This is a genomic window from Streptomyces sp. NPDC008139, from assembly GCF_042957025.1.
Lineage (GTDB): Bacteria > Actinomycetota > Actinomycetes > Streptomycetales > Streptomycetaceae > Actinacidiphila.
Window position 1 is genome coordinate 389,506 of the sequence record NZ_JBIBHM010000007.1, and the last position, 25,088, is coordinate 414,593.

Here is a 25,088-nt window from a genome sequence, read left to right on the forward strand (position 1 = left end):
AGCACATCACACGCGAGCGGCGTCCCGCCCGCCGATCACCCGTACCCGCCGGGGCCGTACGGCAGACCCGCGTCAGTCCCACGAGCCGCGCGCGGCGGGCAGCTCCGCGATCTCCGACAGGTCGTCCGAGGTGAGCCGCAGCCGCGCGGCTCCGGCGTTCTCGGCCGTCCAGCGGGCCGACTTGGCGCCGGGGACCGGCACGACGTGCGGCCCCTGGGCGAGGACCCAGGCCAGGGCGACCTGGGCGGCGGTCGCGTCGTGCCGCTGGGCCACCCGGCGCAGTCCGGCCACCACGGGCTGGTTGGCGGCCATCATCTCGGCGGTGAAGCGCGGATGCCGGGCGCGCAGGTCGTCCGGCTCGAAACCGCCGCCTGGCGTCAGCGTGCCGGTGAGGAAGCCGTTGCCCAACGGCATCGCGGCCATGAAGCCGATCCCGCGCGCCGCGCACCACGGCAGCAGCGACTCCAGGGCCTCGGCCGCCCACACCGACAGCTCGGCCTGCACACAGCTGACCGGGAAGACCTGCTGGGCGCGTACGAGGTGCCGGATCGTCTCGTCGTGCAGGTGCGCGCCGGTACGGCGGTTGCCGCGCGCGCCGACCGCGCACAGGCCCAGCGCCCGCACCTTGCCCGCCGCGACCAGTTCCGCCATCGCGCCCCAGGTCTCCTCGATGGGCACCTCGGCGTCCACCCGGTGGAGCTGGTAGAGGTCGATGACGTCGGTCTGGAGGCGGCGCAGCGACGCGTCGCAGGCGCGTTTGACGTACCCGGGGCGTCCGTTGGCGACGATGTGCTGCTCGCCGACGAGCAGCCCGCACTTGGTGGAGACGAACGCGTCGCGCCGCCGCTCCCTCAACACCCGCCCCAGCAGAAGCTCGTTGGTGAACGGGCCGTACATGTCGGCGGTGTCCAGCAGCGTCGAACCCGAGTCGAGCGCGGTGTGCACGGCCCGCAGCGACGTCTCGCCGTCCTGGCGCGAGGTGCTGTACGCCCAGCTCATCGGCATGCATCCCAGGCCCACGGCGCCCACTTCGAGAGCTGCTGCACCGATTGTCCTGCGCTCCACCCGACCGTCCTCCCTCAAAGGGCCGTTCGTGATCCGCCGGACCGATCCCAGCCGCCGCCCCACTGTGTCATAGCCTCCTGACCATGAACGACATGACCCGAGACCGCCGTCCCCAGGTGTGGCTCTCCGTGCCGCCCGAGGGCGTGGACGGACTGCCGGACGCCTTCGAGTACGTCTTCTGGGACGGTGACGGCGACTTCCCCGCCGACCCGGCGGACGCCGCCTTCTACGTCGTCCCCTACATGAAGGGCGCGACCGCGGGAGCGCTGCCGCTGCCGCGGATGACCGGGGTGCGCGCCGTGCAGACGCTCAGCGCCGGAGTGGACCACATCCTGCCGCACCTGGAGCGACTGCCGCCCGGCGTGAGCCTGTGCAACGCGCGCGGGGTGCACGAGGCGAGCACCGCGGAGCTCGCCCTCGCGCTCGTCCTCGCCTCGCTGCGCGGCATCCCGCGCTTCGTGCGCGGCCAGGACGCCGAGGAGTGGCACGGCGGTTTCTACCCGGCGCTCGCCGACCGCGAGGTGCTGATCGTCGGGTACGGCTCGATCGGCGCGGCCGTCGAGGAGCGGCTGATCCCGTTCGAGTGCGAGGTGGTGCGGGTGGCGCGCGGCGCCAGGAACGCGCCGCGCGGACCGGTGCACGCCCTCTCGGAGCTGCCGCGCCTCCTTCCGTCCGCCGACGTGGTGGTGCTCACCACCCCGCTGACCGAGCAGACCCGCGGCCTGGCCGGCGCGGAGTTCCTGGCCCGGATGAAGGACGGCGCGCTGCTGGTGAACATGGCGCGCGGCCCGGTCGTCGACACCGAGGCGCTGCTCGCCGAGACCGGGGCGGGGCGGCTGACCGCGGCGCTCGACGTCACCGACCCCGAACCGCTGCCCGCGGGGCACCCGTTGTGGCACGCGCCGGGCGTGCTGATCAGCCCGCACGTGGGCGGCAGCACCTCCGCCTTCATGCCGCGCGCCCAGCGGCTGATCCGCGAGCAGCTCGTACGCTTCGCGGCCGGTGAACCGCTGGAGAACGTCGTCGCGACGAGCTGACCGGCCGGCCCACCGACCGGCTGACCGGCCGATGGCCCGACCGAGACGCCCCGCGCGCGGCCGATGCGTATTCGTGATGCGGGGCGGGCACGCCTACAGCACGGGGGAGGACGGCCCTTCGGCACGCGGCGACCGCACGCGCATCCGCCATCTTCCCTGTGGTTACGCTGAGTAGAGGAACTATGTCCCTGAGTGACGGATCTGGTGTATCGTCCCGATCGGGGGACTCACCGGGGCCGGGAGGGACGGCCACGGTGATGTGAACGACGAGCAAGTGAAGGGGGGCGACGGGCGATGCACGGCCAATGGACTTACTCCGGTCACTCCAGCGCGCGGGCCCAGAGCGCCGTACTGAGCAGCACACCGCGGCCGTTCGGCCCGCGCCGACGACACCGGACCGCACGGTGAGTTCCACCGGGGCGGTGCTCGCCCGCCCTTCGGCGCGCGGCGGCCGGGGGGCGGGCCTGCTGCCCCAACTGCTGGTCGCGGTCCTGTGCGGCGGCTACACCACCGGCGCCGTGCTCGGCTGGGGCTCCAGCGAAGTCGCCCTGGTCATGGGTGACTTCGGCCTCTCCGCCGCCGCGGCCACCGCCACCGTCTCCTCGCTGGTCTACGCGCGCAAGGTCTGCGGCCAACACCGCCCCGCCTGGCTGCTGTTCGCGGTCTCCTCCGCGATGGTCGCGCTCGGCAACGGCATCTGGGGCTGGTACGAGGTGGTGCTGCGCCGCCCGGTGCCGCAGACCTCCGCCGCCGACTTCTGCTTCCTGATGTTCGCGCCGCCCGCCATCATCGGCCTGCTCGTCCTGGCCAAACGCCCGGTCACCAGGGCCGGTTGGGTCTGCCTGGCGCTGGACGCGTCGCTGATCGGCGGCTCGCTGCTCACCTTGTCGTGGAGCCTGGCGCTGGCCCACACCGCGGCCTGGGACGGCCCGAGCACCGCCCGCATGGCGCTCTCGCTGGCCTACCCGCTGCTGGACATCGTCCTGGTCAGCATGGTGCTCGCACTGCACTTCCGGCGCTCGGCCGCCAACCGCGCCGCGGTCAACACCGCCATCGCCGCGCTCGCCATGACCGTGCTGTGCGACGCCCTGTTCACCTCGCCGATCCTGCGCGAGCACTACCGCTCGGGCCAGATCCTCGACGCGGGCTGGTTCGCGGGCAGCATGCTGCTGGCATACGCGCCGTGGACCGGCACCCGCACCGACCCGGTGCGGCGCACCGCCACCGCGACCCGCAAGGTCACCGGCTCGCTCGCCGCCCTCACGCCGTATCTGGCCGCCGCCGTCTGCACCCTCGGCATCCTCTACAACGTGATAACCGGCCAGAAGTGCGACCGCGTCGTCCTCTTCACCGGCTGCACCGTCGTCCTCGCCCTCGTCGTACGCCAGGGCATCATGCTGCTCGACAACATCTCGCTCACCCAGGAACTGGCCCAGAAGGAGAACCACTTCCGCTCCCTGGTCCAGGGGTCGAGCGACGTCATCATGATCGCCGCGCCCACCGGAGTGCTGCGCTACGTCAGCCCCGCCGCGCAGGGCGTCTACGGCCGTGACCCGGAGGAACTGGTCGGCACCGAACTGGCCGCGCACATCCACCCCGACGACCTGGGACGCGTCGTCCACGAGGTCCGCAGATTCCTCGCCGCGCCGCCCGGCGACGAACCCGCCACCCGGATCGAGTGCCGCATCCGCTCCGGCCACACCCGCAACCAGGACGGCTCGATGGCCGACGACTGCTGGCTCAGCGTCGAGTCCAGCGTCAACCGCTACCAGGGCGGCCTGATCTTCAACAGCCGGGACGTCACCGAACGCGTCAGGCTCCAGGCCCAGTTGCAGCACAACGCCTCGCACGACCCGCTCACCGACCTGCCCAACCGCGCGCTGTTCACCGAGCGCGTCACCCGCGCCCTGAGCGGCCGGCGGGCCGGTGACGCCCACGCCGCCCTGCTCTACGTCGACCTCGACGGCTTCAAGGCCGTCAACGACACGGTCGGCCACCAGGCGGGCGACGAACTGCTCGTCCAGGCCGCCCGGCGGATACGGGACGCGCTGCGCTCCGGCGACACCGCGGCCCGGCTCGGCGGCGACGAGTTCGCCGCCCTGGTCTGCGGTGCCAGCGCCGACCCGCGTGAGCGCGAGTTCCAGATCCTCGACATCGCGGAACGCCTGCGATCGGTGCTCTGCGAGCCGTACGGGGTGGAGGGCGGCGAGGTACGGGTCGCCGCCAGCATCGGCATCGCCTTCGCCGAACCCGGCGCCACCCCCGGCGAGCTGATGCGCAACGCGGACCTGGCGATGTACCGCGCCAAGCAGGCGGGCAAGGGCCGCGTCGAGGTCTACGCACCGCAGATGCAGGCCGACGTCGTCCGCCGCACCGAACTGGCCGGCAGGCTCCGCAAGGCGCTGCACGACGGCGAGTTCACCCTGCTCCACCAGCCCGTGGTGGAACTGGACAGCGGCCGGGTCACCTCCGTCGAGGCGCAGGCCCGCTGGCGGTCCGCGCAGGGCATCCTCTTCACCCCCGCCGAATTCCTGCGCGCCACCGAGGACACCGACCGGTCCTTAGAGCTGGGGCGGTGGCTGCTGGAACAGGCGGTGGAGCAGGCGGCGCTGCGGTACGGGGCCGGTCACACCGTCCCCGTCGCCGTCCGGCTCCCCGCCCACCGCCTGCTCCACCGCGACCTCCCCGTGTCCGGCATCGAGACCATGCTCACCCGCCACGGACTGCCCCCCGGCGGCCTCGTCCTGGAGCTGGCGGGCGGTGACCCCCGGATCGCCCTGGACGACCTGGAGCGGCGGCTGTCCGCGCTGCGCAGGATGGGCGTACGGATCGCGCTCGGCGGCTTCGGCGGCGGCTACGCCTCGCTCACCGCGCTGCGCAGGCTCCCCGTCGACCTCGTCAAGCTCGACCGCTGCTTCGTGGAGGGCGTCGTGGAGTCGGCCCGGCTGCACAAGATCACCCGCGGTCTGCTGCGGATCGCCCACGACCTGGGCGTGGGCAGCGTCGCCGACGGCGTGGACCGCCCCGAGCAGCTGCACGTCCTGCGCGACATGGGCTGTACGCACGGCCAGGGCATGGCCTTCTCCGGGCCGCTGGACGAGCACCGGCTGCGCGGCTCGCTGACCCGCGGGGGCTATCCCGTACCGCGGGAAACACCCCGTGAACAGGTCACATCGAACGGACTTCCGCTGCCCTCGCGTCGCTCAAATACTGAGACGCGTGTCCCACCGGCTTGACACCCGCCGGGGTCCGGGAGGAAGGTCAAGGCCATGCGCACCCGAATTCTCGTACTTGGAAAGCGCGTCGGCTGACCGAGGCCGTACAGCCTCGCACACGCACCGACGCGCTCCCCTCGCTTGCCTCACGGCACGAGGGGTTTTTTGTTGTCCGGCCCCCGTCGGACACCCCCACAAAACCCTCATCACCCCCATCTTCGAGAGAAGAGAACGCAGATGACCGAGCAGGCCAACGGGTCCCACCATCCGCAGCCGCGGACCCGCAGCGCGGCTCCCGCCGCAGCAGCCACCCCCGAGCGCATGACGGGCGCGCAGTCGCTCATCCGCTCCCTCGAGGCCGTTGGCGCCGACACGGTATTCGGCATTCCCGGGGGCGCGATCCTGCCCGCGTACGACCCGCTCATGGACTCCGCGAAGGTCCGGCACATCCTGGTCAGGCACGAGCAGGGCGCGGGTCACGCCGCCACCGGCTACGCACAGGCCACCGGCAAGGTCGGCGTGTGCATGGCCACCTCGGGCCCCGGCGCGACCAACCTCGTGACGCCGATCGCCGACGCCCACATGGACTCGGTGCCGATCGTCGCCATCACCGGGCAGGTCGCCGCCAAGGCCATCGGGACCGACGCCTTCCAGGAGGCGGACATCTGCGGCATCACCATGCCGATCACCAAGCACAACTTCCTGGTCACCGACGCGGCCGACATCCCGCGCACCATCGCCGAGGCGTTCCACATCGCCTCCACCGGCCGCCCCGGCCCGGTCCTGGTCGACATCGCCAAGGACGCGATGCAGAACGAGACGACGTTCTCCTGGCCGCCGCAGCAGGACCTGCCCGGCTACCGTCCGGTGACCAAGCCGCACGCCAAGCAGATCCGCGAGGCCGCCCGGCTGATCAACGAGGCCAAGCGCCCCGTGCTCTACGTCGGCGGCGGCGTCATGAAGGCCCGCGCCACCGGCGAGCTGCGCATCCTCGCAGAACTGACCGGCGCGCCCGTCACCACCACCTTGATGGCGCTCGGCTCCTTCCCCGACAGCCACCCGCAGCACGTCGGCATGCCCGGCATGCACGGCGACGTCGCCGCGGTCACCGCGCTCCAGAAGGCCGACCTGATCGTCGCCCTCGGCGCCCGCTTCGACGACCGCGTCACCGGCCGCCTCGACACCTTCGCGCCGTACGCCAAGATCGTGCACGCCGACATCGACCCGGCCGAGATCTCCAAGAACCGCGTCGCGGACGTCCCGATCGTCGGTGACGCCCGCGAGGTGCTCGCCGATCTGATCGTCGCCGTCCAGGCCGACCACGAGGCCGGTCACAAGGGCGACTACACCGGCTGGTGGGAGCACCTGAACTTCTGGCGCAACACCTACCCGCTCGGCTACGACCTGCCCTCCGACGGCAGTCTGTCCCCGCAGCAGGTCATCGAGCGGATCGGCCAACTCGCCCCGGAGGGCACGCTGTTCGCCGCGGGCGTCGGCCAGCACCAGATGTGGGCCGCCCAGTTCATCAAGTACGAGAAGCCCTCCACCTGGTTCAACTCCGGCGGCGCGGGCACCATGGGCTACGCGGTCCCGGCCGCCATGGGCGCCAAGGCCGGCCGCCCCGAGGCCACGGTCTGGGCGATCGACGGCGACGGCTGCTTCCAGATGACCAACCAGGAACTGGTCACCTGCGCGCTCAACAACATCCCGATCAAGATTGCGATCATCAACAACGGCGCGCTGGGCATGGTCCGCCAGTGGCAGAACCTCTTCTACGGCGAGCGGTTCTCCAACACCGTGCTGCACTCCGGCGCCGAGAACGTCCCCGGCTCCACGCAGGGCGTCGGCTCCATCCAGAACCGCGGCACCCGCGTCCCGGACTTCGTGAAGCTGTCCGAGGCGATGGGCTGCGTGGGCTTGCGCTGCGAGACCCCCGAGGAGCTGGACGCGGTCATCGCCAAGGCCAACTCCATCAACGACCGCCCCGTCGTCGTGGACTTCATCGTCCACGAGGACGCGATGGTGTGGCCGATGGTCGCCGCAGGCACCTCCAACGACGAGATCATGGCCGCCCGCGACGTCCGCCCGGACTTCAGCGACGAGCTGGACGACTGAAGCGACCGCGGACACGTGAGAGAAGGAATCCCGACCATGTCCAAGCACACCCTCTCCGTCCTGGTGGAGAACAAGCCCGGTGTCCTCGCCCGGATCACCGCGCTGTTCTCCCGGCGCGGCTTCAACATCGACTCCCTCGCGGTCGGCACCACCGAGCACCCCGAGATCTCCCGCATCACCATCGTGGTCAACGTGCTGGACGAACTGCCGTTGGAGCAGGTCACCAAGCAGCTCAACAAGCTCGTCAACGTGCTGAAGATCGTCGAACTCGACCCCGCGTCGGCGGTTCAGCGCGAACTCGTTCTGGTGAAGGTGCGGGCCGACAACGACTCGCGCTCCCAGATCGTGGAGATCGTCCAGCTCTTCCGCGCCAAGACCGTGGACGTCTCCCCGGAGGCCGTCACCATCGAGGCCACCGGCGGCGCCGACAAGCTGGAGGCCATGCTCAAGATGCTGGAGCCCTTCGGCATCAAGGAACTCGTCCAGTCCGGCACCATCGCCGTCGGCCGGGGCGCCCGTTCCATCACCGACCGCAGCCTGCGCGCGCTGGACCGCTCCGCGTAGCACCGCGGCGTCACGTAACGCCTCCTCGCCCGAATCCGTATGGCGAGACCCCGCAACCCCCGTGTCCCCACCCGTCGTACGGTGGGCCGTACAACCCGATCCAAGGAGAGACCCGAAGTGGCCGAGCTGTTCTACGACGACGACGCCGACCTGTCCATCATCCAGGGCCGCAAGGTCGCGGTCATCGGATACGGCAGCCAGGGCCACGCCCACGCGCTGTCGCTGCGTGACTCGGGCGTCGACGTGCGCGTCGGTCTGCACGAGGGCTCCAAGTCCAAGACCGTGGCCGAGGAGCAGGGCCTGCGTGTGGTGTCGGTGGCCGAGGCCGCCGCCGAGGCCGACGTGATCATGATCCTGGTCCCGGACCCGATCCAGGCCAAGGTCTACGAGGAGTCCATCAAGGACAACCTGAAGGACGGCGACGCCCTCTTCTTCGGCCACGGCCTCAACATCCGGTTCGGCTTCATCAAGCCGCCGGCCGGTGTCGACGTGTGCATGGTCGCCCCCAAGGGCCCCGGCCACCTGGTCCGCCGTCAGTACGAGGAAGGCCGCGGCGTGCCCTGCATCGCCGCCGTCGAGCAGGACGCCACCGGCAAGGGCTTCCCGCTGGCCCTGTCGTACGCCAAGGGCATCGGCGGCACCCGCGCCGGCGTCATCAAGACCACCTTCACCGAGGAGACCGAGACCGACCTCTTCGGCGAGCAGGCGGTCCTGTGCGGCGGCACCTCCGCGCTGGTCAAGGCCGGCTTCGAGACCCTGGTCGAGGCGGGCTACCAGCCGGAGATCGCGTACTTCGAGTGCCTCCACGAGCTGAAGCTGATCGTGGACCTCATGTACGAGGGCGGCCTGGAGAAGATGCGCTGGTCGGTCTCCGAGACCGCCGAGTGGGGCGACTACGTCTCCGGCCCGCGGATCATCAACGAGAACACCAAGGCCGAGATGAAGAAGATCCTCGGCGAGATCCAGGACGGCACCTTCGCCAACAACTGGATCGCCGAGTACAACGCCGGTCTGCCGAAGTACAACGAGTACAAGAAGGCCGACGAGGACCACCTGCTGGAGACGACCGGCCGCAAGCTGCGCAAGCTGATGAGCTGGGTCGACGAAGAGGCGTAACACCCCTCCCGCGGTCTCGGGGGCTCTCGGCCGCCGGGCGGCCCAAGGGGTCTGTCCGGCGGGTGAGAAGCCCCTTGGCCGTGGCGTACAACCACCTTCGGGTGATCCTTACACCAAGGCGTAGGGTGCCCGTCAACGCGCCGATACACTGCCTTAACAAGCGCGTCAGGCTCACAGCGTCGTGCGTCTTCCACGCGGCATGCCATCCCCTCCCTCCCTGGAGCGACCGCGGGACCGGCCGCCCACGAAGGACAAGTGAGGACCACGTGAGCCAGAAGCCTGTCGTACTCATCGCAGAAGAGCTGTCGCCCGCCACGGTGGACGCGCTCGGCCCGGACTTCGAGATCCGGCACTGCAACGGGGCGGACCGAGCCGATCTGCTGTCCGCGATCACCGATGTCGACGCGATCTTGATCCGCAGCGCCACCAAGGTCGACGCGGAAGCCGTGGCCGCCGCGAGCAAACTCCGGGTCGTCGCCCGCGCGGGCGTCGGCCTCGACAACGTCGACGTCTCCGCCGCCACCAAGGCCGGCGTCATGGTCGTCAACGCGCCGACCTCCAACATCGTGACCGCCGCCGAGCTGGCCTGCGGTCTGATCATCGCCAGCGCGCGCAACATCGCCCCGGCCAACGCCGCGCTCAAGAACGGCGAGTGGAAGCGGAACAAGTACACCGGCGTCGAGCTGAGCGAGAAGACCCTCGGCGTCGTCGGCCTCGGCCGGATCGGCGTGCTGGTCGCCCAGCGGATGTCCGCCTTCGGGATGAACATCGTCGCGTACGACCCCTACGTGCAGCCCGCGCGCGCCGCGCAGATGGGCGTCAAGCTGCTCACGCTGGACGAGCTGCTCGAAACCGCGGACTTCATCACCGTGCACCTGCCCAAGACGCCCGAGACGCTCGGCCTGATCGGTGACGAGGCGCTGCACAAGGTCAAGCCGTCGGTCCGGATCGTGAACGCCGCGCGCGGCGGGATCGTGGACGAGGAGGCGCTGGCCTCGGCGCTCAAGGAGGGCCGGGTCGCGGGCGCGGGTCTCGACGTATACAGCAAGGAGCCGTGCACCGACTCCCCGCTGTTCCAGTTCGACAACGTGGTGGCCACCCCGCACCTGGGCGCCTCCACCGACGAGGCGCAGGAGAAGGCGGGCATCGCCGTCGCCCGCTCGGTGCGCCTCGCGCTCGCCGGTGAGCTGGTCCCGGACGCGGTCAACGTCCAGGGCGGCGTCATCGCCGAAGACGTCAAGCCCGGTCTGCCGCTCGCCGAGAAGCTCGGCCGGATCTTCACCGCGCTGGCCGGGGAGGTCGCGGCCCGCCTCGACGTCGAGGTCTCCGGCGAGATCACCCAGCACGACGTGAAGGTGCTGGAACTCAGCGCGCTCAAGGGCGTGTTCGAGGATGTCGTCGCCGAGACGGTCTCCTACGTCAACGCGCCGCTGTTCGCGCAGGAGCGCGGGGTCGAGGTCCGCCTCACCACCAGCTCCGAGTCGCCCAACCACCGCAATCTGGTGACGGTGCGCGGCACGCTCGCCGACGGCACCGAGGTCTCGGTCTCCGGCACGCTGGCCGGCCCGAAGAACATCCAGAAGATCGTCGCGGTCGGCGACGTCGACACCGACCTGGTGCTCGCCGACCACATGGCCTTCCTGCGCTACACCGACCGCCCCGGCGTCGTCGGCACCCTCGGCCGGATCCTCGGCGAGGTCGGCGTCAACATCGCCGGTATGCAGGTCGCCCGCGCCGCCGCCGGCGGCGACGCGCTGGTCGCCCTCACTGTCGACTCCACGATCCCGGCCGGTGTCCTCAGCGACATCGCGGCGGAGATCGGCGCGACGTCCGCCCGCGCGGTGAACCTGACGGACTGACGGTCCGCACGCGTACGACGGCGCCGCCTCCCACCGGGTGTGGGGGCGGCGCCGTCGTATCTCCGGCCGCCCTACAGCCGCGCCGCCTTCAGGGCCATATGGAGCAGCAGCCGCGACTCGCCGTCGGCCAGGTCGAGGCCGGTCAACTGCTCGATGCGCGAGAGCCGGTAGTAGAGGGTCTGGCGGTGGATGGCCAGCGCGGTGGCGGTGCGGCCGGCCTGCCCGGCGTTGTCGAGGAACGCCTCTGCGGTGTGGGCCAGTTCGCGGTGCGCGGGGGAGAGCAAAGGGGCGATCACCGGGTCCGGCGGGACGTCCGCCGGGAGCGCGGTCAGTAAGCGGTAGGGGCCGATGCCCGACCACTTCGCGATCGGCCCGTGCAGCGGCTGGGCGAGCGCGGCGCGCGCGGCGTCCCCCGCCTCCCGCCACGCCTCCGGCAGCTCCGCGAGCGACTTGCGCCCGTCGCTGACCCCGGCCACCGCGCCCTCCGAGGCCACCGCCCCGAGTACCCGCGCCGCCGCCGACCTGGCGGTGGCCAGCAGTTGTACGGTGCGCAGCCGCACCAGCAGCGCGACGCAGTCGCCGCGCGGGCCCGGCACGAAACAGAGCGCGGCGGCCGACGGGATCGTCCGCGGCCCCGGCAGGTCGTCCTCGCCGCCGGACGGCGGCCGGATGCAGACCAGCGCGTGCGGCTCGTCGGCGTCCGGGCCGAGCGCCGTACGCAGCGCGTCCTCCGCGTTGTCGCGGGCGGCGCGGGTGCGGGCGGTCAGCAGGTCGCGCAGTGCCCGGCCGGTGCCCGCGCCCTCGCGGGCCGTCACCGCGAGCCGGTCGCCGATCCTGGCGGCCACCGCCATCGCCGCGTCGAGCTGGGTGGCGGTGTGCTCGGCCTCGTCCAGCAGCCAGACGTAGCCGTGCACCACGCCGCCGTGCCGCACGGGCAGGCAGAGTCTGCCGCGGAAGACGCCCGCCGAGGGCGCGGCCGGAATCCGTACCGGCCCGGTGGCGCGGGTGATGCCGAACTGCTCGAACCAGGCGCGGACCTCGGTGGTGGAGCCGCGCGTGAGGATCGACCGGGTTCGCACCGGGTCCATCGCGCCGTCGTCACCGTCGTGCACGCCGAAGGCGATCAGCCGGAAGTCCCGGTCCTCCAAGGTCGCGGGCGCCCCCAGCAGCGCCGACACCTCGTCGACCAGCTCCTGGAGATCGCCGCCGAAGCCACTGAAACCGCCGCTGCCGCCGTAGTCACTACGCACTCGTCCATTCTCCCTCATACATCTGTATGAGGGACCACCCCCTGATGCGTGACAGGTGTCGCTGGTCCAACGGGTAGGCGAATCCTAGATTCGGGGCGACGGCCGGAGACGGCCGTTCCCTCGTACCGCCCTCGTCCCGGAGGAGCCACCGTGCTCGGTCCCGTGTTGCTCGCCGCCTCGCGCAGCGACCGTATGCGCCGCGTCGTCGCCGCCGCACCCGTCACCCGTCCCGTGGTGAACCGCTTCATCGCGGGCGACGAACTGCGCCCCGCGATGGACACCGTGCGGTCGCTCACCGCCTCCGGCCTCGACGTCACCCTCGACCACCTCGGTGAGGACGTCACCGACCGCGCCACCGCGCAGGCCACCAGGGACGCGTATCTGCGGCTGCTGGAAGCGCTGCGGAACGACGGCCTCGGCAGCCGCGCCGAGGTGTCGGTGAAGCTGTCCGCCTTCGGCCAGACGCTGCCCGACGGCGGCCACGACATCGCGCTGGCCAACGTACGGCGGGTCGCCGAACTCGCCGCCGAGGTCGGCACCACCGTCACCCTCGACATGGAGGACCACACCACCGTCGACTCGACGCTGGCGATACTCCACGAGCTGCGCCGCGAGCACCCCGGCACCGGCGCCGTCCTCCAGTCGTATCTTTTCCGCACCGAGGACGACGCCCGCGCGCTGGCGGTCGCGGGCTCGCGCGTGCGGCTGGTCAAGGGCGCGTACAAGGAGCCCGCCGAGGTCGCCTTCCAGGCCAAGGCCGACGTGGACAAGGCGTACGTCAGGGCGCTGCGGATCCTCTTCGCGGGCGACGGCTACCCGATGGTCGGCTCGCACGACCCGCGCATGATCGCCATCGCGCAGGACCTGGCGGCGCGCAACCACCGGCCGGCCGGGTCGTACGAGTTCCAGATGCTGTACGGCATCCGGGCCGCGGAGCAGCGGCGGCTCGCGGACGAAGGCGAACGTATGCGCATCTATGTGCCGTACGGCGCAGACTGGTACGGATACTTCATGCGCCGCCTCGCGGAGCGCCCGGCGAACCTCGCCTTCTTCCTCCGCTCCTTCCTTCCCGCCCGCTGATCCGGCCCGCCGGTCCCGGGCCCCTGATCCGCCCGTCGACTCCCGCCCGCTGATCCCCCTTTCTTCACCGAAGGAGAAACGCTTCATGGACGCCGTGACCCAGGTTCCCGCGCCGGTCAACGAGCCGGTGCACTCGTACGCGCCGGGCAGCCCGGAGCGCGCCCGTCTGGAGGCGAAGCTCAAGGAACTGGCGGGCAACCCCGTCGACCTGCCGATGTTCATCGGCGGCGAGCAGCGCATGGGCGGCGGCGAGCGCTCCGACGTCGTGCAGCCGCACAACCACGGCGCCGTGCTCGGCAGCTACGCCGAGGCCACTGCCCAGGACGCGCAGGACGCGGTCGACGCCGCGCTGGCCGCCGCCCCCGCCTGGCGCGCGATGGCCTTCGACGACCGCGCCGCGATCATCCTGCGCGCCGCGGAACTGCTCGCCGGACCCTGGCGCGAGACGATCGTGGCCTCCACGATGCTCGGCCAGGGCAAGACCGCCCAGCAGGCCGAGATCGACAGCCCCTGCGAACTGGTCGACTTCTGGCGGTTCAACGTCCACTTCGCGCGCCAGATCCTGGCCGAGCAGCCGGTCGCCAACGCCCCCGGCGTCTGGAACCGCCTCGACCACCGCCCGCTCGAAGGCTTCGTCTACGCGATCACGCCGTTCAACTTCACGGCCATCGCGGGCAATCTGCCCACCGCGCCCGCCCTGATGGGCAACGTCGTGGTGTGGAAGCCGTCGCCGACGCAGACCCACTCGGCCGTCCTGCTGATGAAGGTGCTGCGCGAGGCCGGGCTGCCCGACGGCGTCATCAACCTGGTGACCGGCAACGGCATCGCCGTCTCCGAGGTCGCCCTGACCCACCCGGACCTCGCCGGTATCCACTTCACCGGCTCCACCAAGACCTTCCAGCACCTGTGGCGCACGGTCGGCGAGCACATCGAGGGCTACAAGTCCTACCCCCGGATCGTCGGCGAGACCGGCGGCAAGGACTTCGTGGTCGCGCACCCGTCCGCCGACCCCGCGATCCTGAAGACCGCGCTGACCCGCGGCTCCTTCGAGTACCAGGGCCAGAAGTGCTCGGCCTCCTCCCGCGCCTACATCCCGCGCTCGATCTGGGACGGCGGCTTCAAGGAGGAGTTCGCGGCCGAGGTCGACGGCATCACCATGGGCGACGTCACCGACCTGTCCAACTTCCTCGGCGCCGTCATCGACGAGCGGTCCTTCGCCAAGAACAAGGCCGCCATCGACCGCGCCAAGGCCGACCCCACGATCGAGGTCGTCGCGGGCGGCACGTACGACGACTCGGTCGGGTACTTCATCCGCCCGACCGTCCTGGTCTCCACCGACCCGGCCAACGAGATCTTCCGCGAGGAGTACTTCGGCCCGGTGCTCGGTGTGTACGTCTACGAGGACGCCGACTTCGAGACGATGCTCGCGCAGATGGAGTCGGTCTCGGCGTACGGCCTGACCGGCTCGGTCATCGCGCAGGACCGGGCCGCGGTGGCCGACGTGATGGAGAAGCTGCGGTTCGCCGCGGGCAACTTCTACATCAACGACAAGTCGACCGGCGCCGTTGTCGGCCAGCAGCCGTTCGGCGGCGGCCGGGCGTCGGGCACCAACGACAAGGCGGGCGCCGCGCAGAATCTGCTGCGCTGGACGTCCACGCGCTCCATCAAGGAGACGCTGGTCCCCCCGACGGACTACCGCTACCCGCACCAGGGCTGACCACGCCCTGCCCTCAGCGGCCCCCGTCACCGGTCCCCATCCGGTGGCGGGGGCCTCCTCATGAGTGACGGTCGTCTCAGATAGTAGGAAGTCCGAGTAATTGTGGCGACAGGACGGCCACGCTGACCTAACTTTGTAAGAAGCCGAACGTCTCGCTCCATCGAGCGAGCGGCGGATGCGAGCAGCGCCCTTCGCGCGGGTCACCCCCGCGGCGCCCGCTCCCCGCCCCGTTCCGTGGCGACCGCCATCCATCTCCTCAAGTTTTCCCTGGAGTTGATCACCATGGACGAGACCGCCCGCCAGAACGCCCTCCGCGCCCTCCAGCGCAGCATGGACCGCCGCGACAACGGCGGCAGCACGGGCCACGAGGCCCGCTGACCGCACCTCGCACGAGCGGCGCGCGGCCGGCGCCGCCCGCGGGGTGGCGACCGGCTGACGCCCAGGATGCCGGGTACCTCCGGTCGTCCGGCATGCGGACACGCCGTGTCAGAGGCTGGGACGCGGAGTAGGGTGCACGGCATGTCTCGCAGCATCAGCCTCGCAGTGATCCCCGGTGACGGAATCGGCCAGGAAGTCGTGACGGAGGGCCTCAAGGTCCTTGCCGCCGTGCTTCCGCAGGACGTCAAGCTGGAGACGGAGGAGTTCGACTTCGGCGCGAAGCGCTACCACGCGACCGGTCAGACGCTGACCGACGACGACCTCGGCCGGCTCAAGGCGCACGACGCGATCCTGCTGGGCGCGATCGGCGACCCGTCGGTGCCGTCGGGCGTGCTGGAGCGCGGCTTCCTGCTCAAGCTCCGCTTCGCCTTCGACCACCATGTGAACCTGCGGCCGAGCAAGCTGTTCCCCGGTGTCGCCTCGCCGCTCGCGGGCACCCCGGAGATCGACTTCGTCGTGGTCCGCGAGGGCACCGAGGGCCCGTACACCGGCAACGGCGGCTCGATCAGGACCGGCACCGAACACGAGGTGGCCACCGAGGTCAGCCTGAACACCGCCTTCGGCATCGAGCGCGTGGTGCGCGACGCGTACGCCCGCGCCCAGGCCCGCCCCCGCAAGAAGCTCACGCTCGTGCACAAGAACAACGTGCTCGTGTACGCGGGCCACCTGTGGACCCGGATCTTCGAGCAGGTCGGCGCCGAGTTCCCCGAGGTCAGCACCGACTACCTGCACGTGGACGCGGCGACGATCTTCCTCGTCACGCAGCCCGAGCGGTTCGACGTGATCGTCACCGACAACCTCTTCGGCGACATCATCACCGACCTGGCCGCGGCCGTCTCCGGCGGCATCGGCGTGGCCGCCAGCGGCAACATCAACCCCAGCCGCGACTTCCCCTCGATGTTCGAGCCGGTGCACGGCTCCGCGCCCGACATCGCGGGCCAGTCCAAGGCCGACCCGACCGCCACCGTGCTCTCGGTCGCCCTGCTCCTGCGGCACCTCGGTTACGAGGCCGAGGCCGAGCGGATCGACGCCGCCGTCCAGGCCGACCTGTCCGAGCGCACCGGGCAGCCCGCCCGCAGCACGGTCGCGATCGGCGACGCGCTGGCCGCCCGGGTATCCGCCTGACGCGGCGGTCCGGCCTCGAGGCCAGGGGCTGCCCCGGCCCCACCTGTAGGTACCCGGCCCCACCGCTGCGATAATCGGCGGTGGGGCCGCGGTGCGACCGGATGCTCGGACGTCCTAGGACCTGTCCCGGTGTCCCCGCCGCCACGACGGCGAACGACAACGGCTGACCTGCGCTGACAGCACCTGCCAGCGCACGACGGCGAACGACGGCGAACGACAGCGAACACGGCGAAGGACACGGACATGACGACACCCACGATCGAGCTGAAGCCCTCCGCCCACCCGCTGGCCGCCGCCGAGCGCGAGGCGATCCTGGCCGACCCCGGCTTCGGGCGGTACTTCACCGACCACATGGTCACCATCAAGTGGACCGAGGGCCGCGGCTGGCACGACGCCCAGCTCGTGCCGTACGCCCCGCTCTCGATCGACCCGGCGAACATGACGCTGCACTACGCGCAGACGATCTTCGAGGGCCTGAAGGCGTACCGCCAGCCCGACGGCACCGTGGCCACCTTCAGGCCCGAGGCCAACGCGCGGCGCTTCCAGTCCTCCGCGCGCCGCCTGTCGATGCCCGAGCTGCCGGTCGAGACCTTCATCGAGGCGTGCGACGTGCTGGTCAGGCAGGAGAAGGCGTGGGTGCCGGACGCGGGCGAGGCGTCCCTGTACCTGCGGCCCTTCATGATCGCCACCGAGGTCGGCCTCGGGGTGCGCCCGGCCAACGAGTACCTCTTCCTGGTGATCGCCTCCCCGGCCGGTTCCTACTTCTCCGGCGGCGTCAAGCCGGTCTCGGTGTGGCTGTCCGAGGAGTACGTGCGCGCCGCGCCCGGCGGCACCGGCGCCGCGAAGGCGGGCGGGAACTACGCCGCCTCCCTCGTCGCCCAGGCCCAGGCCATCGAGCACGGCTGCGACCAGGTGGTCTGGCTCGACGCGATCGAGCGCCGCTGGATCGAGGAGATGGGCGGTATGAACCTGTACTTCGTGTACGGCAACCGCATCGTCACCCCCGAGCTGTCCGGCTCCCTCCTGCCGGGCATCACGCGCGACTCCCTCCTCACCATCGCCGCGGACCTCGGCTACGAGGTCGGCGAGGGCCGGATCTCCGTGGACGACTGGAAGCGGGACGCCGCCGACGGCACCCTCACCGAGGTCTTCGCGTGCGGCACCGCCGCCGTGATCACTCCTGTCGGGTCCGTCAAGTCCACCCGCGCGAGCTGGCCGGTGGCCGACGGCGCGCCCGGCGCGGTCACCATGCGCCTACGGGAGGCGCTTCTCGACATCCAGGGCGGCCGGGCCGCCGACCCGTACGGCTGGATGCACCCGCTGGGCGGCTGAGCGCGGGCAGGGGCGGCGCGTCGGACCGAGGGGCGCCGCCCACCAGGTGAGCGACCGAATGGTGAGACCGGCGTCCCGAGCGGTCCGGTTTGTGGCACACTGCCAGCGTGCACCCGTACGCCAACGTGATTATTGGCCGCAGGCACGCCGGTCCGCAGTGACTGACCCCCTGACCACAGGGGAGCGTCACCCGCCCAGACCCGCGTGCAGACCTCTCGCATCCGCGAGAGGTTTTTTCGTTTTCCGGCCCACCACCGCCGGGAGGCGGAGCGCGAGGGACGATGGGGGCAAGTGGAGCTGGATCCTCCCGATATCCGCATGTCCGGACGGGAACCCACTCACCCGACAGGAGTTACGACAGCCATGACCGCCGAACTGGACGACAGCTTCCACGTCTTCGACACCACGCTGCGCGACGGCGCCCAGCGCGAGGGAATCAACCTCACCGTCGCCGACAAGCTGACGATCGCCCGGCACCTGGACGACTTCGGAGTGGGGTTCATCGAGGGCGGCTGGCCCGGCGCCAATCCCCGGGACACCGAGTTCTTCGCCCGCGCCGCCACCGAACTGGACCTGAAACACGCGACGCTGGTGGCCTTCGGCGCCACCCGCCGCCCCAACGCAGTCGCCGCGCAGGACCCGCAGGTCAAGGCCCTGCTGGACTCCGGCGCCCCGGTCATCACCCTGGTCGCCAAGTCCCACGACCGGCATGTGGAACTGGCCCTGCGCACCACTCTCGAAGAGAACCTGGCGATGGTGACGGACACCGTCTCCCACCTCGTCGCCCAGGGCCGCCGCGTCTTCGTCGACTGCGAGCACTTCTTCGACGGCTACAAGGCCAACGCCGCCTACGCCACCGCCGTCGTACGGGCCGCGCACGAGGCGGGCGCGTCCGTCGTCGTCCTGTGCGACACCAACGGCGGGATGCTGCCCGCCCAGGTCCAGGCCGTCACCGGGCTGGTCCTGGCCGACACCGGCGCGCGCCTGGGCATCCACGCGCAGGACGACACCGGCTGCGCGGTCGCCAACACCCTGGCCGCCGTGGACGCGGGCGCCACCCACGTCCAGTGCACCGCCAACGGCTACGGCGAGCGCGTCGGCAACTCCAACCTCTTCCCGGTGGTCGCCGCGCTGGAGCTCAAGCACGGCCGCCGCGTCCTGCCGCCCGGCACGCTCGGCGAGATGACCCGCATCTCGCACGCCATCGCCGAGGTCGTCAACCTCCCGCCCTCCACCCACCAGCCCTACGTCGGCGTCTCCGCCTTCGCGCACAAGGCCGGTCTGCACGCCTCCGCGATCAAGGTCGACCCCGACCTCTACCAGCACATCGACCCCGAGCAGGTCGGCAACACCATGCGGATGCTGGTCTCCGACATGGCGGGCCGCGCCTCCATCGAGCTCAAGGGCAAGGAACTCGGCATCGACCTCGGCGGCGACCGCGAGCTGGTCGGCCGAGTCGTCGCGCGCGTCAAGGAACGCGAGCTGAAGGGCTACACCTACGAGGCCGCCGACGCGTCGTTCGCGCTGCTGCTGCGCGAGGAGCTGGAACGCGCTGAGAACGGCGGCCCGCGCCGCTTCTTCCGCACCGAGTCCTGGCGCGTCATCACCGAGGACCGCCCCGACGGCACCCACGCCAACGAGGCGACGGTGAAGATGTGGGCCAAGGGCGAGCGCATCGTCGCCACCGCCGAGGGCAACGGCCCGGTCAACGCCCTGGACCGCGCCCTGCTCGCGGCCCTCGGCCGGATCTACCCGCAGCTCGCCGCCTTCGCGCTGGTCGACTACAAGGTCCGTATCCTCGAAGGCCGTTCGGGCACCGACTCCACCACCCGCGTCCTGATCACCACCACGGACGGCGCCGCCGAGTGGTCCACGGTCGGCGTCGCGGACAATGTGATCGCCGCGTCCTGGGCGGCACTTGACGACGCGTACACGTACGGGCTGCTGCGCGCGGGCCTCGAACCCCAGGAGCAGTAGCGGGATTTCGCCCCCGGGCGTCACCCTTCGTGGGCCGTTTGCCGGCCTTTACCGGTCTTTGCCGTGCCCCGGGTCCCGGTCGTGTTCCTCGCGACCGGGACCGTTCATGTGCGGACACTGGCGGACGCGCGTAGACCTCGGGCACACTCCTCCTGCGCCACCTGCACACCGGTCACCCGCACACCACCCACCCCAGCGGAAACAGCAGGAGGAATCGCATGACGCTACGTCTGCGCGCCCGATCCGTGCTCAGTGTCCTGACTCTCGTCCTCACCGCGGTGTTCGCCCCCGGCATCGGACTGGCTAGCTCCACCGACGCGTTCGCCGTCACCAAGCTCACCCACGCCCAGGCGACGAGCATGTTCAGCGGCGCGGGCATCACCTGGTCGTCCTCCGGCGGCTGCTCCAACCGCAACGTCTCGACGTGTACGTCCTTCGACCAGCTCAACCTCACCACCGCCCAGGGCGCCGTCACCCTCAAGCACGCCAGCGGCTGCGCCCTCAACATCACCGGCGGCACCGAGACCGGCCACGCCAGCGGCACGTACTCCCACTGGAACGGCTACAAGCTCGACTTCGGCAAGAACACCTGCATCACCAACTACATCCACAACGCCTTCACCTACATCGGTCTCCGCGGTGACGGCTACCCCCAGTACCAGGCTGCCTCCGGCAACATCTACGCCGACGAGGGCAGCCACTGGGACGCCCTCTTCTACACCTGCGGCGGCTGCTAACCCCCTCCGGGGCGCGCCCCTTTCCCCCAGGGGCCGCGCCCCTCTCCCCAGGACGCGGCCCCTCAAAAGATCGGCGAACCGCCCCACAGCAGTAGGGGAACCGCACGGGGCCGCGCCCCGGGAAGGATGAGTACGGATGCTCAGGCCCGCGCCGGATGCGGACGGCTAGCGTCGGGGAAGGCGAAAGGAGCCCCCCGTGCTGTGGTTGGTGATGCTGCTCGGAGCGGCGACAGGTCTGCTCGGCACGCGGCGGCACCGCCGCACGGCGGCCCGCATGGGCGAACGCCTCTTCCCCGGCCGGCTGGCCGTCTACGGCGCGCGTTCCCGCTTCCCCGCGGCCGGCGGCGCCGAGGTGATGTTCCGGGTGACGGACGACCCGGACGCCGTCGTGCGGTTGAGGGTGGACCGGACGGAGCCGGAAGAGGACGAGCTGCGGAAGGCGGTGGCGGACGCCCTGGAACGGGCGCAAGCGTGGCGCAGCCTCAACGCGGCGTTCCGCGAAGGCGGTTACGAGGTGTACGCCCTCGGCAACGTCGTCGCCGAGCCGTGGATCGCGGCCGACCCCCGTAACGGAACGGTCGACGACCTCCTCACCCGTATCGCCGCGTGCCTGACCCGCTGGTCCCGCGCCACGCCCACGACCGTACTGATCGCCCACCCCGACCTGGTGGCGGGGCTGAAGGACCGCGACCCGAGCGCCCCGACGCTGCTGCGGGTGACCGCGAGACGGCGGCTCGCCGCCCTGTCCGGCCAACGCCCCTACTACCGTGCCTGGTTCGCATGGCGCGACGGCGTCCCCGTCCCCGGCTCAGGGCGCCTGGACCTCGTCCGCCCCTTCGACGACAGCCAGCGCTTCGGCGCCGCCGTGGAGGCGAGCGCCGCCGCGTGGCTGGCCGAGGCGGTCCCGGAGGCGACGGTGTGCTCCGCGACCGGCGTGTGGCGACTGCTCCCGAACCGCGTCGACCGCGTCACCGGCTTCGTCCTCTACCGCGACGAGCCCGAGCCGGGCCCCGTCTACCTGGGCAAACACGCCCTGCGGGTGACGGCGGACCTGGAGGGCGCGCTGGTCGGCGACCCGACCGTCCTGCCCAACGTGCGGGAGGGCCGGGGCCGCCTGCACCTGCCCGCCCTGTGAGGAGCGCCGCCCGCTGCTCCGTCACGCGTCCCGCCCCCGCAGCAGCAGCCCGCCCCCGAGCAGGGCAGCCGCCGCCCACGCGGCCAGCACCCCGAGTCCCGCCCACGGCGGCAGCGGCAGCGCGCCCACGTCGACCGTGGCCTGGATGCCCAGCCCGGCCGTCATCGGCTCGACCCGCTGAAGCCGCCGCTGCCAGTCCTGGTCGGTGACGAGCCGGGCGACCAGCGGCAGCGCGTAGAGCAGGCCGAGCACGACCGCCACGGCGGCGGCCGAGTCCCGTACGGCCGTCGCCGCGCCCAGGCTGAGCAGCGCGATCAGCGCGAGGTACAGCACGGAACCGGCCGCCGCCCGCAGCACGGACCCGTCCGTCAGCGAGATCGGCACCAGCAGCCGGGCCGTCACCAGGCAGCCCGCGACGGTGACGGCCCCGGTCACCAGCACCAGCCCGGTGAGGACGAGCGCCTTCGCGGTCAGTACGACGTGCCGCCGGGGCACCGCCGTGAGCGTCGTCCGGATCATCCCGCTGCTGTACTCGCCGCTGATCGTCAGCACGGCCAGCACCGCCACGACCGCCTGGCCGACGTAGATCCCGGTCAGCGCCGTCTTCGCCACGTCCTGGCGGCACCCGGCCGCCGTGCAGTCCGCCGTACCGGCCGCGAGCGCGCTGACCAGCACCGTCAGCGTCAGCACCGCGAGCAGCAGCCACCCGGTGCCGGGCACCGTACGCGCCTTCGTCCACTCGGCGTGCAGCGCGCGCTTCATACGTCCCTCCGCCGCAGCAGGACCACGGCCACGCCGAGCGCCGCCGCCGTCCACGCGGCCAGGACGGCGAGTCCGCCCCACGGCGGGAGCGGGAAGTAACCGAACGCGGGGGTGTACGTGCTGTCCACCCAGCCGTAGCGCGGCATGTTCTGCTGGATCGCGAAGCCCGCGGCCGGGGTGGTCCTGAGCAGCCAACTGGCCGGTCCTTCGGGGAGGATGGAGCCGGTGGCGAGCAGGTAGGGGACGACGGTGGCGGCGAAGACCGCCGTCACGGCGGCCACGCTGCGGCGCAGGGCCGCGCCCGCGGCAAGCGCGAGCACGGCGCAGAGCGCGAGGAGCGCGGCGGTGCCCGCGATGACCCGCACTTGCGTGAGCGCGGTCACCGGGAAGGTGAAACCGTTCGGCCGGACCAGCCACTTGCCCAGGAGCACGGCCGCGGCGGCGGCGGGCAGCGCGGCGGCGAAGGTGACGGCGCCGATGACGACGGCCTTCGCGGCCAGCGCACGGCCGCGCCGGGGGCTCGCGGTGAGAGTGGTACGGATCAGCCCGCGCCGGTACTCGGCGGTGATGAACGTCGTACCGATCACGATCACCACGATCAGCCCGGTGAAGGTGCCGAGGAGGCTGCGCTCGATGGTCTCGCCGCCACCGGCGGACGGTCCGCCGACGTTCGGCGCGATGTCGCCGGTACCGGAGACGGTGAAGGTGCCGTCGGGCTGTTCGCGGTAGCCGGAGGGCCCGGCCGTCTCGCCCGCGATGTCGCCGCCGATCTGCTCGCCGCGCCATGTGCCTTCGGTGGCACCGCCGTTGAGGGCGACGTGGTCGAAGGTGCCGGTGGCGCGGGTGGCCTGGTCGGTGCTGTTGACGCCGCCGTAGCGCTGGCGGGACGCCTCGGTCAGCGGGGGAGAGGTGGTGAACAGGCCCGCCTGGGCCGGGGCCGAGGCGGACGACAGCCCGGTCAGCCGCGCCGTTCCGACCGCCGTCCAGTGCGTACCGTCCGTCGACTCCTCACCGGTCAGCGTCGCGCCCGACCTGGTCAGCCGCAGCCAGCGCGGGGACGCGGCCGATACGGCGCCGGGCGCGCCGGCCGTGTCGTGCGTGAAGTCGTGCTGGAGGCGGACGCCGTGGGCGGCCGTCACCATCAACGCGGCGTAGGAAGAGCCCTGTTGGGTGCCCGCCTTCACGAGAATCCCGGCTTTGGCCCAGGGGGCGGCGGAGCCGGTCAGTGAGGTGACGCGGACGGTGAGGCCGCCGTGGTCCGCGAGTGTCCGGTGCACGAAGTAGAAGGAGTCGGTCACGGCCTGGCCGCCGGGCGCCCTCGGGCCCGTGCAGGGCTGGTCGGGGCGCTGGTCCGGGCAGGTGGCGTGCGAGGTCTGCGCGCTGAGCACGCCGACGACGACGGTCACGAGCGCGGCGGCGACGAGGCCGATCACCCAGCCGCGCACCGTGCGGAATTTGGTCCATTCGGCGCGGAGTTGACGCAGGACGGGACCGCTCATCGGGCTGGCTCCCCACCGGGGAGGTCGTGGCGTACGGGCTCGGTGGCCCGGAATTCCACGGCGTCACGGGTGAGTTCCATGTACGCCTCCTCCAACGTCGCCCGGTGCGACGACACTTCGGAGAACGGCACGCCGCTCCCGCCGAGCAGCCGTACGACGTCCTCGGGCGGTAGCCCTTCGACGGTCAGCGTCTCGCGGTCGATGGCCGCCACGGTCGCCCCGGCCCGTGCCAGGACCGTCATCGCGTCGGAGCGCGCCGTCGTCCGCAGTGTCACCCGGTCGCCGGACGCGGCCCCGATCAGTTCGCTCACGCTCGTGTCCGCGATGACCTTGCCCCGGCCCACCACTACGAGGTGGTCCGCCGTGTCCTGCAACTCGCTCATGAGGTGACTCGACAGCAGGACGGAACGGCCTTGTGCGGCAAGCGACGTGAGGAAGCCGCGCATCCAGGCGATGCCTTCGGGGTCGAGCCCGTTGAACGGCTCGTCCAGCATCAGCACCGGCGGGTCGCCGAGCAGCGCCGCCGCGATCCCCAGGCGCTGCCGCATCCCCAGCGAGAACCCCGACGCCTTCCGCCGCCCCGCCGATCCCAGACCCGCCTGCTCGATCACCTCGTCCACCCGGCGCGCCCCCAGGCCCTGCGCGTGCGCCAGCCACAGCAGATGGTTCCGCGCGCTCCTGCTCGGCTGGAGGGCCGCCGCGTCCAGCAGCGCCCCCACCTTCCGCAGCGGATCCCGCAGCTTCCCGTACGGCGTCCCCCCGATCAACGCCGTCCCCTCGTCCGCCTCGTCAAGGCCCAGCACCACCCGCATCGTCGTCGACTTCCCGGCCCCGTTCGGCCCGACGAACCCCGTCACTTCCCCCTCCCTCACCCCGAACGTCATCCCGTCCAACGCCGCCGTCCCCCCGTACCGCTTCCGCAGCCCCCGCACCTCAATCTCCATGCCGCCCAAGCTATGCACCCCCCACCCCCCGGTCGTCCCCCACCCGAGCGACCCCCTGCGGGGGGTGCCCCGTTGGGGGCGCGGGGAACTGCGCGCTCAGCCGTGTTGCTCCCGCAAGGAA

At 71.6% G+C, this 25,088-nt stretch carries 19 protein-coding genes; 14 read left to right on the forward strand and 5 right to left on the reverse strand.

Features of this window, described 5'->3' with window-relative positions; translation table 11 throughout:
- Nucleotides 1-72: 72 nt before the first annotated feature.
- Nucleotides 73-1,065, reverse strand: a complete 993-nt coding sequence (locus tag ACFZBB_RS17320; RefSeq protein ID WP_391122947.1) for an aldo/keto reductase — start codon at nt 1,063-1,065, stop codon at nt 73-75.
- A 92-nt stretch (nt 1,066-1,157) separates the two neighbouring features.
- Between ACFZBB_RS17320 and ACFZBB_RS17325 the strand changes: the two genes are divergently transcribed.
- From ACFZBB_RS17325 to serA, 6 genes are all read left to right on the forward strand, one after another.
- On the forward strand, nt 1,158-2,102 hold the full coding sequence (locus ACFZBB_RS17325) for an NAD(P)-dependent oxidoreductase (protein ID WP_391044844.1): 945 nt from the start codon (nt 1,158-1,160) through the stop codon (nt 2,100-2,102).
- Between the two features lie 404 nt (nt 2,103-2,506).
- Nucleotides 2,507-5,338: an EAL domain-containing protein gene (locus tag ACFZBB_RS17330; RefSeq protein ID WP_391122950.1), complete on the forward strand. Its 2,832-nt coding sequence runs from the start codon at nt 2,507-2,509 to the stop codon at nt 5,336-5,338.
- A 216-nt stretch (nt 5,339-5,554) separates the two neighbouring features.
- Entirely contained in the window at nt 5,555-7,432 is a 1,878-nt protein-coding gene (locus tag ACFZBB_RS17335) for an acetolactate synthase large subunit (RefSeq protein WP_391122953.1), read from the forward strand.
- A 36-nt stretch (nt 7,433-7,468) separates the two neighbouring features.
- Nucleotides 7,469-7,996: an acetolactate synthase small subunit gene (gene ilvN / locus ACFZBB_RS17340; protein WP_188284938.1), complete on the forward strand. Its 528-nt coding sequence runs from the start codon at nt 7,469-7,471 to the stop codon at nt 7,994-7,996.
- Nucleotides 7,997-8,113: 117 nt separating this feature from the next.
- Nucleotides 8,114-9,112: a ketol-acid reductoisomerase gene (gene ilvC, locus ACFZBB_RS17345; RefSeq protein WP_355348120.1), complete on the forward strand. Its 999-nt coding sequence runs from the start codon at nt 8,114-8,116 to the stop codon at nt 9,110-9,112.
- Between the two features lie 266 nt (nt 9,113-9,378).
- Nucleotides 9,379-10,971, forward strand: coding sequence for a phosphoglycerate dehydrogenase (gene serA / locus ACFZBB_RS17350; protein WP_391122956.1), 1,593 nt, complete (start codon nt 9,379-9,381; stop codon nt 10,969-10,971).
- Between the two features lie 71 nt (nt 10,972-11,042).
- On the opposite strand, the gene ACFZBB_RS17355 is transcribed toward serA, so the two are convergent.
- Nucleotides 11,043-12,239 (reverse strand): helix-turn-helix domain-containing protein, encoded by a 1,197-nt coding sequence (locus tag ACFZBB_RS17355; protein ID WP_391122960.1) that lies wholly within the window; start codon nt 12,237-12,239, stop codon nt 11,043-11,045.
- 132 nt (nt 12,240-12,371) lie between these two features.
- On the opposite strand from ACFZBB_RS17355, the gene ACFZBB_RS17360 reads away from it, so the two are divergent.
- The 8 genes from ACFZBB_RS17360 to ACFZBB_RS17395 all read left to right on the forward strand — a co-directional run bounded on the left by ACFZBB_RS17360 (nt 12,372) and on the right by ACFZBB_RS17395 (nt 21,762).
- Entirely contained in the window at nt 12,372-13,301 is a 930-nt protein-coding gene (locus tag ACFZBB_RS17360; RefSeq protein WP_355348129.1) for a proline dehydrogenase family protein, read from the forward strand.
- 85 nt (nt 13,302-13,386) lie between these two features.
- Nucleotides 13,387-15,018, forward strand: a complete 1,632-nt coding sequence (gene pruA / locus ACFZBB_RS17365; protein WP_391044767.1) for an L-glutamate gamma-semialdehyde dehydrogenase — start codon at nt 13,387-13,389, stop codon at nt 15,016-15,018.
- A gap of 234 nt (nt 15,019-15,252) precedes the next feature.
- Nucleotides 15,253-15,396, forward strand: coding sequence for a hypothetical protein (locus ACFZBB_RS17370; protein WP_188284990.1), 144 nt, complete (start codon nt 15,253-15,255; stop codon nt 15,394-15,396).
- A 141-nt stretch (nt 15,397-15,537) separates the two neighbouring features.
- Nucleotides 15,538-16,581, forward strand: coding sequence for a 3-isopropylmalate dehydrogenase (locus ACFZBB_RS17375; RefSeq protein WP_391044771.1), 1,044 nt, complete (start codon nt 15,538-15,540; stop codon nt 16,579-16,581).
- 243 nt (nt 16,582-16,824) lie between these two features.
- Entirely contained in the window at nt 16,825-17,913 is a 1,089-nt protein-coding gene (locus ACFZBB_RS17380) for a branched-chain amino acid aminotransferase (protein ID WP_355348140.1), read from the forward strand.
- 363 nt (nt 17,914-18,276) lie between these two features.
- Entirely contained in the window at nt 18,277-19,890 is a 1,614-nt protein-coding gene (gene cimA / locus ACFZBB_RS17385) for a citramalate synthase (RefSeq protein WP_355348143.1), read from the forward strand.
- Between the two features lie 218 nt (nt 19,891-20,108).
- Nucleotides 20,109-20,627 (forward strand): hypothetical protein, encoded by a 519-nt coding sequence (locus ACFZBB_RS17390; protein WP_391122964.1) that lies wholly within the window; start codon nt 20,109-20,111, stop codon nt 20,625-20,627.
- A gap of 196 nt (nt 20,628-20,823) precedes the next feature.
- Entirely contained in the window at nt 20,824-21,762 is a 939-nt protein-coding gene (locus ACFZBB_RS17395) for a hypothetical protein (RefSeq protein ID WP_391122967.1), read from the forward strand.
- Nucleotides 21,763-21,783: 21 nt separating this feature from the next.
- Here ACFZBB_RS17395 and ACFZBB_RS17400 read toward each other — a convergent pair whose 3' ends face one another.
- From ACFZBB_RS17400 to ACFZBB_RS17410, 3 genes are read right to left on the reverse strand one after another with little or no spacing between them, the layout of a single operon-like run.
- Nucleotides 21,784-22,524, reverse strand: a complete 741-nt coding sequence (locus ACFZBB_RS17400) for an ABC transporter permease (protein ID WP_391122970.1) — start codon at nt 22,522-22,524, stop codon at nt 21,784-21,786.
- On the reverse strand, nt 22,521-24,023 hold the full coding sequence (locus ACFZBB_RS17405) for an ABC transporter permease subunit (protein WP_391122973.1): 1,503 nt from the start codon (nt 24,021-24,023) through the stop codon (nt 22,521-22,523). Before ACFZBB_RS17405 ends, ACFZBB_RS17400 begins: the two co-directional genes overlap by 4 nt.
- Entirely contained in the window at nt 24,020-24,967 is a 948-nt protein-coding gene (locus tag ACFZBB_RS17410; protein WP_391122975.1) for an ATP-binding cassette domain-containing protein, read from the reverse strand. Before ACFZBB_RS17410 ends, ACFZBB_RS17405 begins: the two co-directional genes overlap by 4 nt.
- Between the last annotated feature and the right edge of the window lie 121 nt (nt 24,968-25,088).

Bases quoted from the DNA above. Each gene is read 5' to 3' on its own strand.
- pruA (WP_391044767.1), top strand. From the start codon at position 13,387: ATGGACGCCGTGACCCAGGTTCCCGCGCCGGTCAACGAGCCGGTGCAC.
- ACFZBB_RS17375 (WP_391044771.1), top strand. From the start codon at position 15,538: ATGTCTCGCAGCATCAGCCTCGCAGTGATCCCCGGTGACGGAATCGGC.
- ACFZBB_RS17355 (WP_391122960.1), bottom strand. From the start codon at position 12,239: ATGAGGGAGAATGGACGAGTGCGTAGTGACTACGGCGGCAGCGGCGGT.
- ilvN (WP_188284938.1), top strand. From the start codon at position 7,469: ATGTCCAAGCACACCCTCTCCGTCCTGGTGGAGAACAAGCCCGGTGTC.
- ACFZBB_RS17335 (WP_391122953.1), top strand. From the start codon at position 5,555: ATGACCGAGCAGGCCAACGGGTCCCACCATCCGCAGCCGCGGACCCGC.
- ACFZBB_RS17400 (WP_391122970.1), bottom strand. From the start codon at position 22,524: ATGAAGCGCGCGCTGCACGCCGAGTGGACGAAGGCGCGTACGGTGCCC.
- ACFZBB_RS17380 (WP_355348140.1), top strand. From the start codon at position 16,825: ATGACGACACCCACGATCGAGCTGAAGCCCTCCGCCCACCCGCTGGCC.
- ACFZBB_RS17405 (WP_391122973.1), bottom strand. From the start codon at position 24,023: ATGAGCGGTCCCGTCCTGCGTCAACTCCGCGCCGAATGGACCAAATTC.
- ACFZBB_RS17410 (WP_391122975.1), bottom strand. From the start codon at position 24,967: ATGGAGATTGAGGTGCGGGGGCTGCGGAAGCGGTACGGGGGGACGGCG.
- cimA (WP_355348143.1), top strand. From the start codon at position 18,277: ATGACCGCCGAACTGGACGACAGCTTCCACGTCTTCGACACCACGCTG.
- ACFZBB_RS17390 (WP_391122964.1), top strand. From the start codon at position 20,109: ATGACGCTACGTCTGCGCGCCCGATCCGTGCTCAGTGTCCTGACTCTC.
- ACFZBB_RS17325 (WP_391044844.1), top strand. From the start codon at position 1,158: ATGACCCGAGACCGCCGTCCCCAGGTGTGGCTCTCCGTGCCGCCCGAG.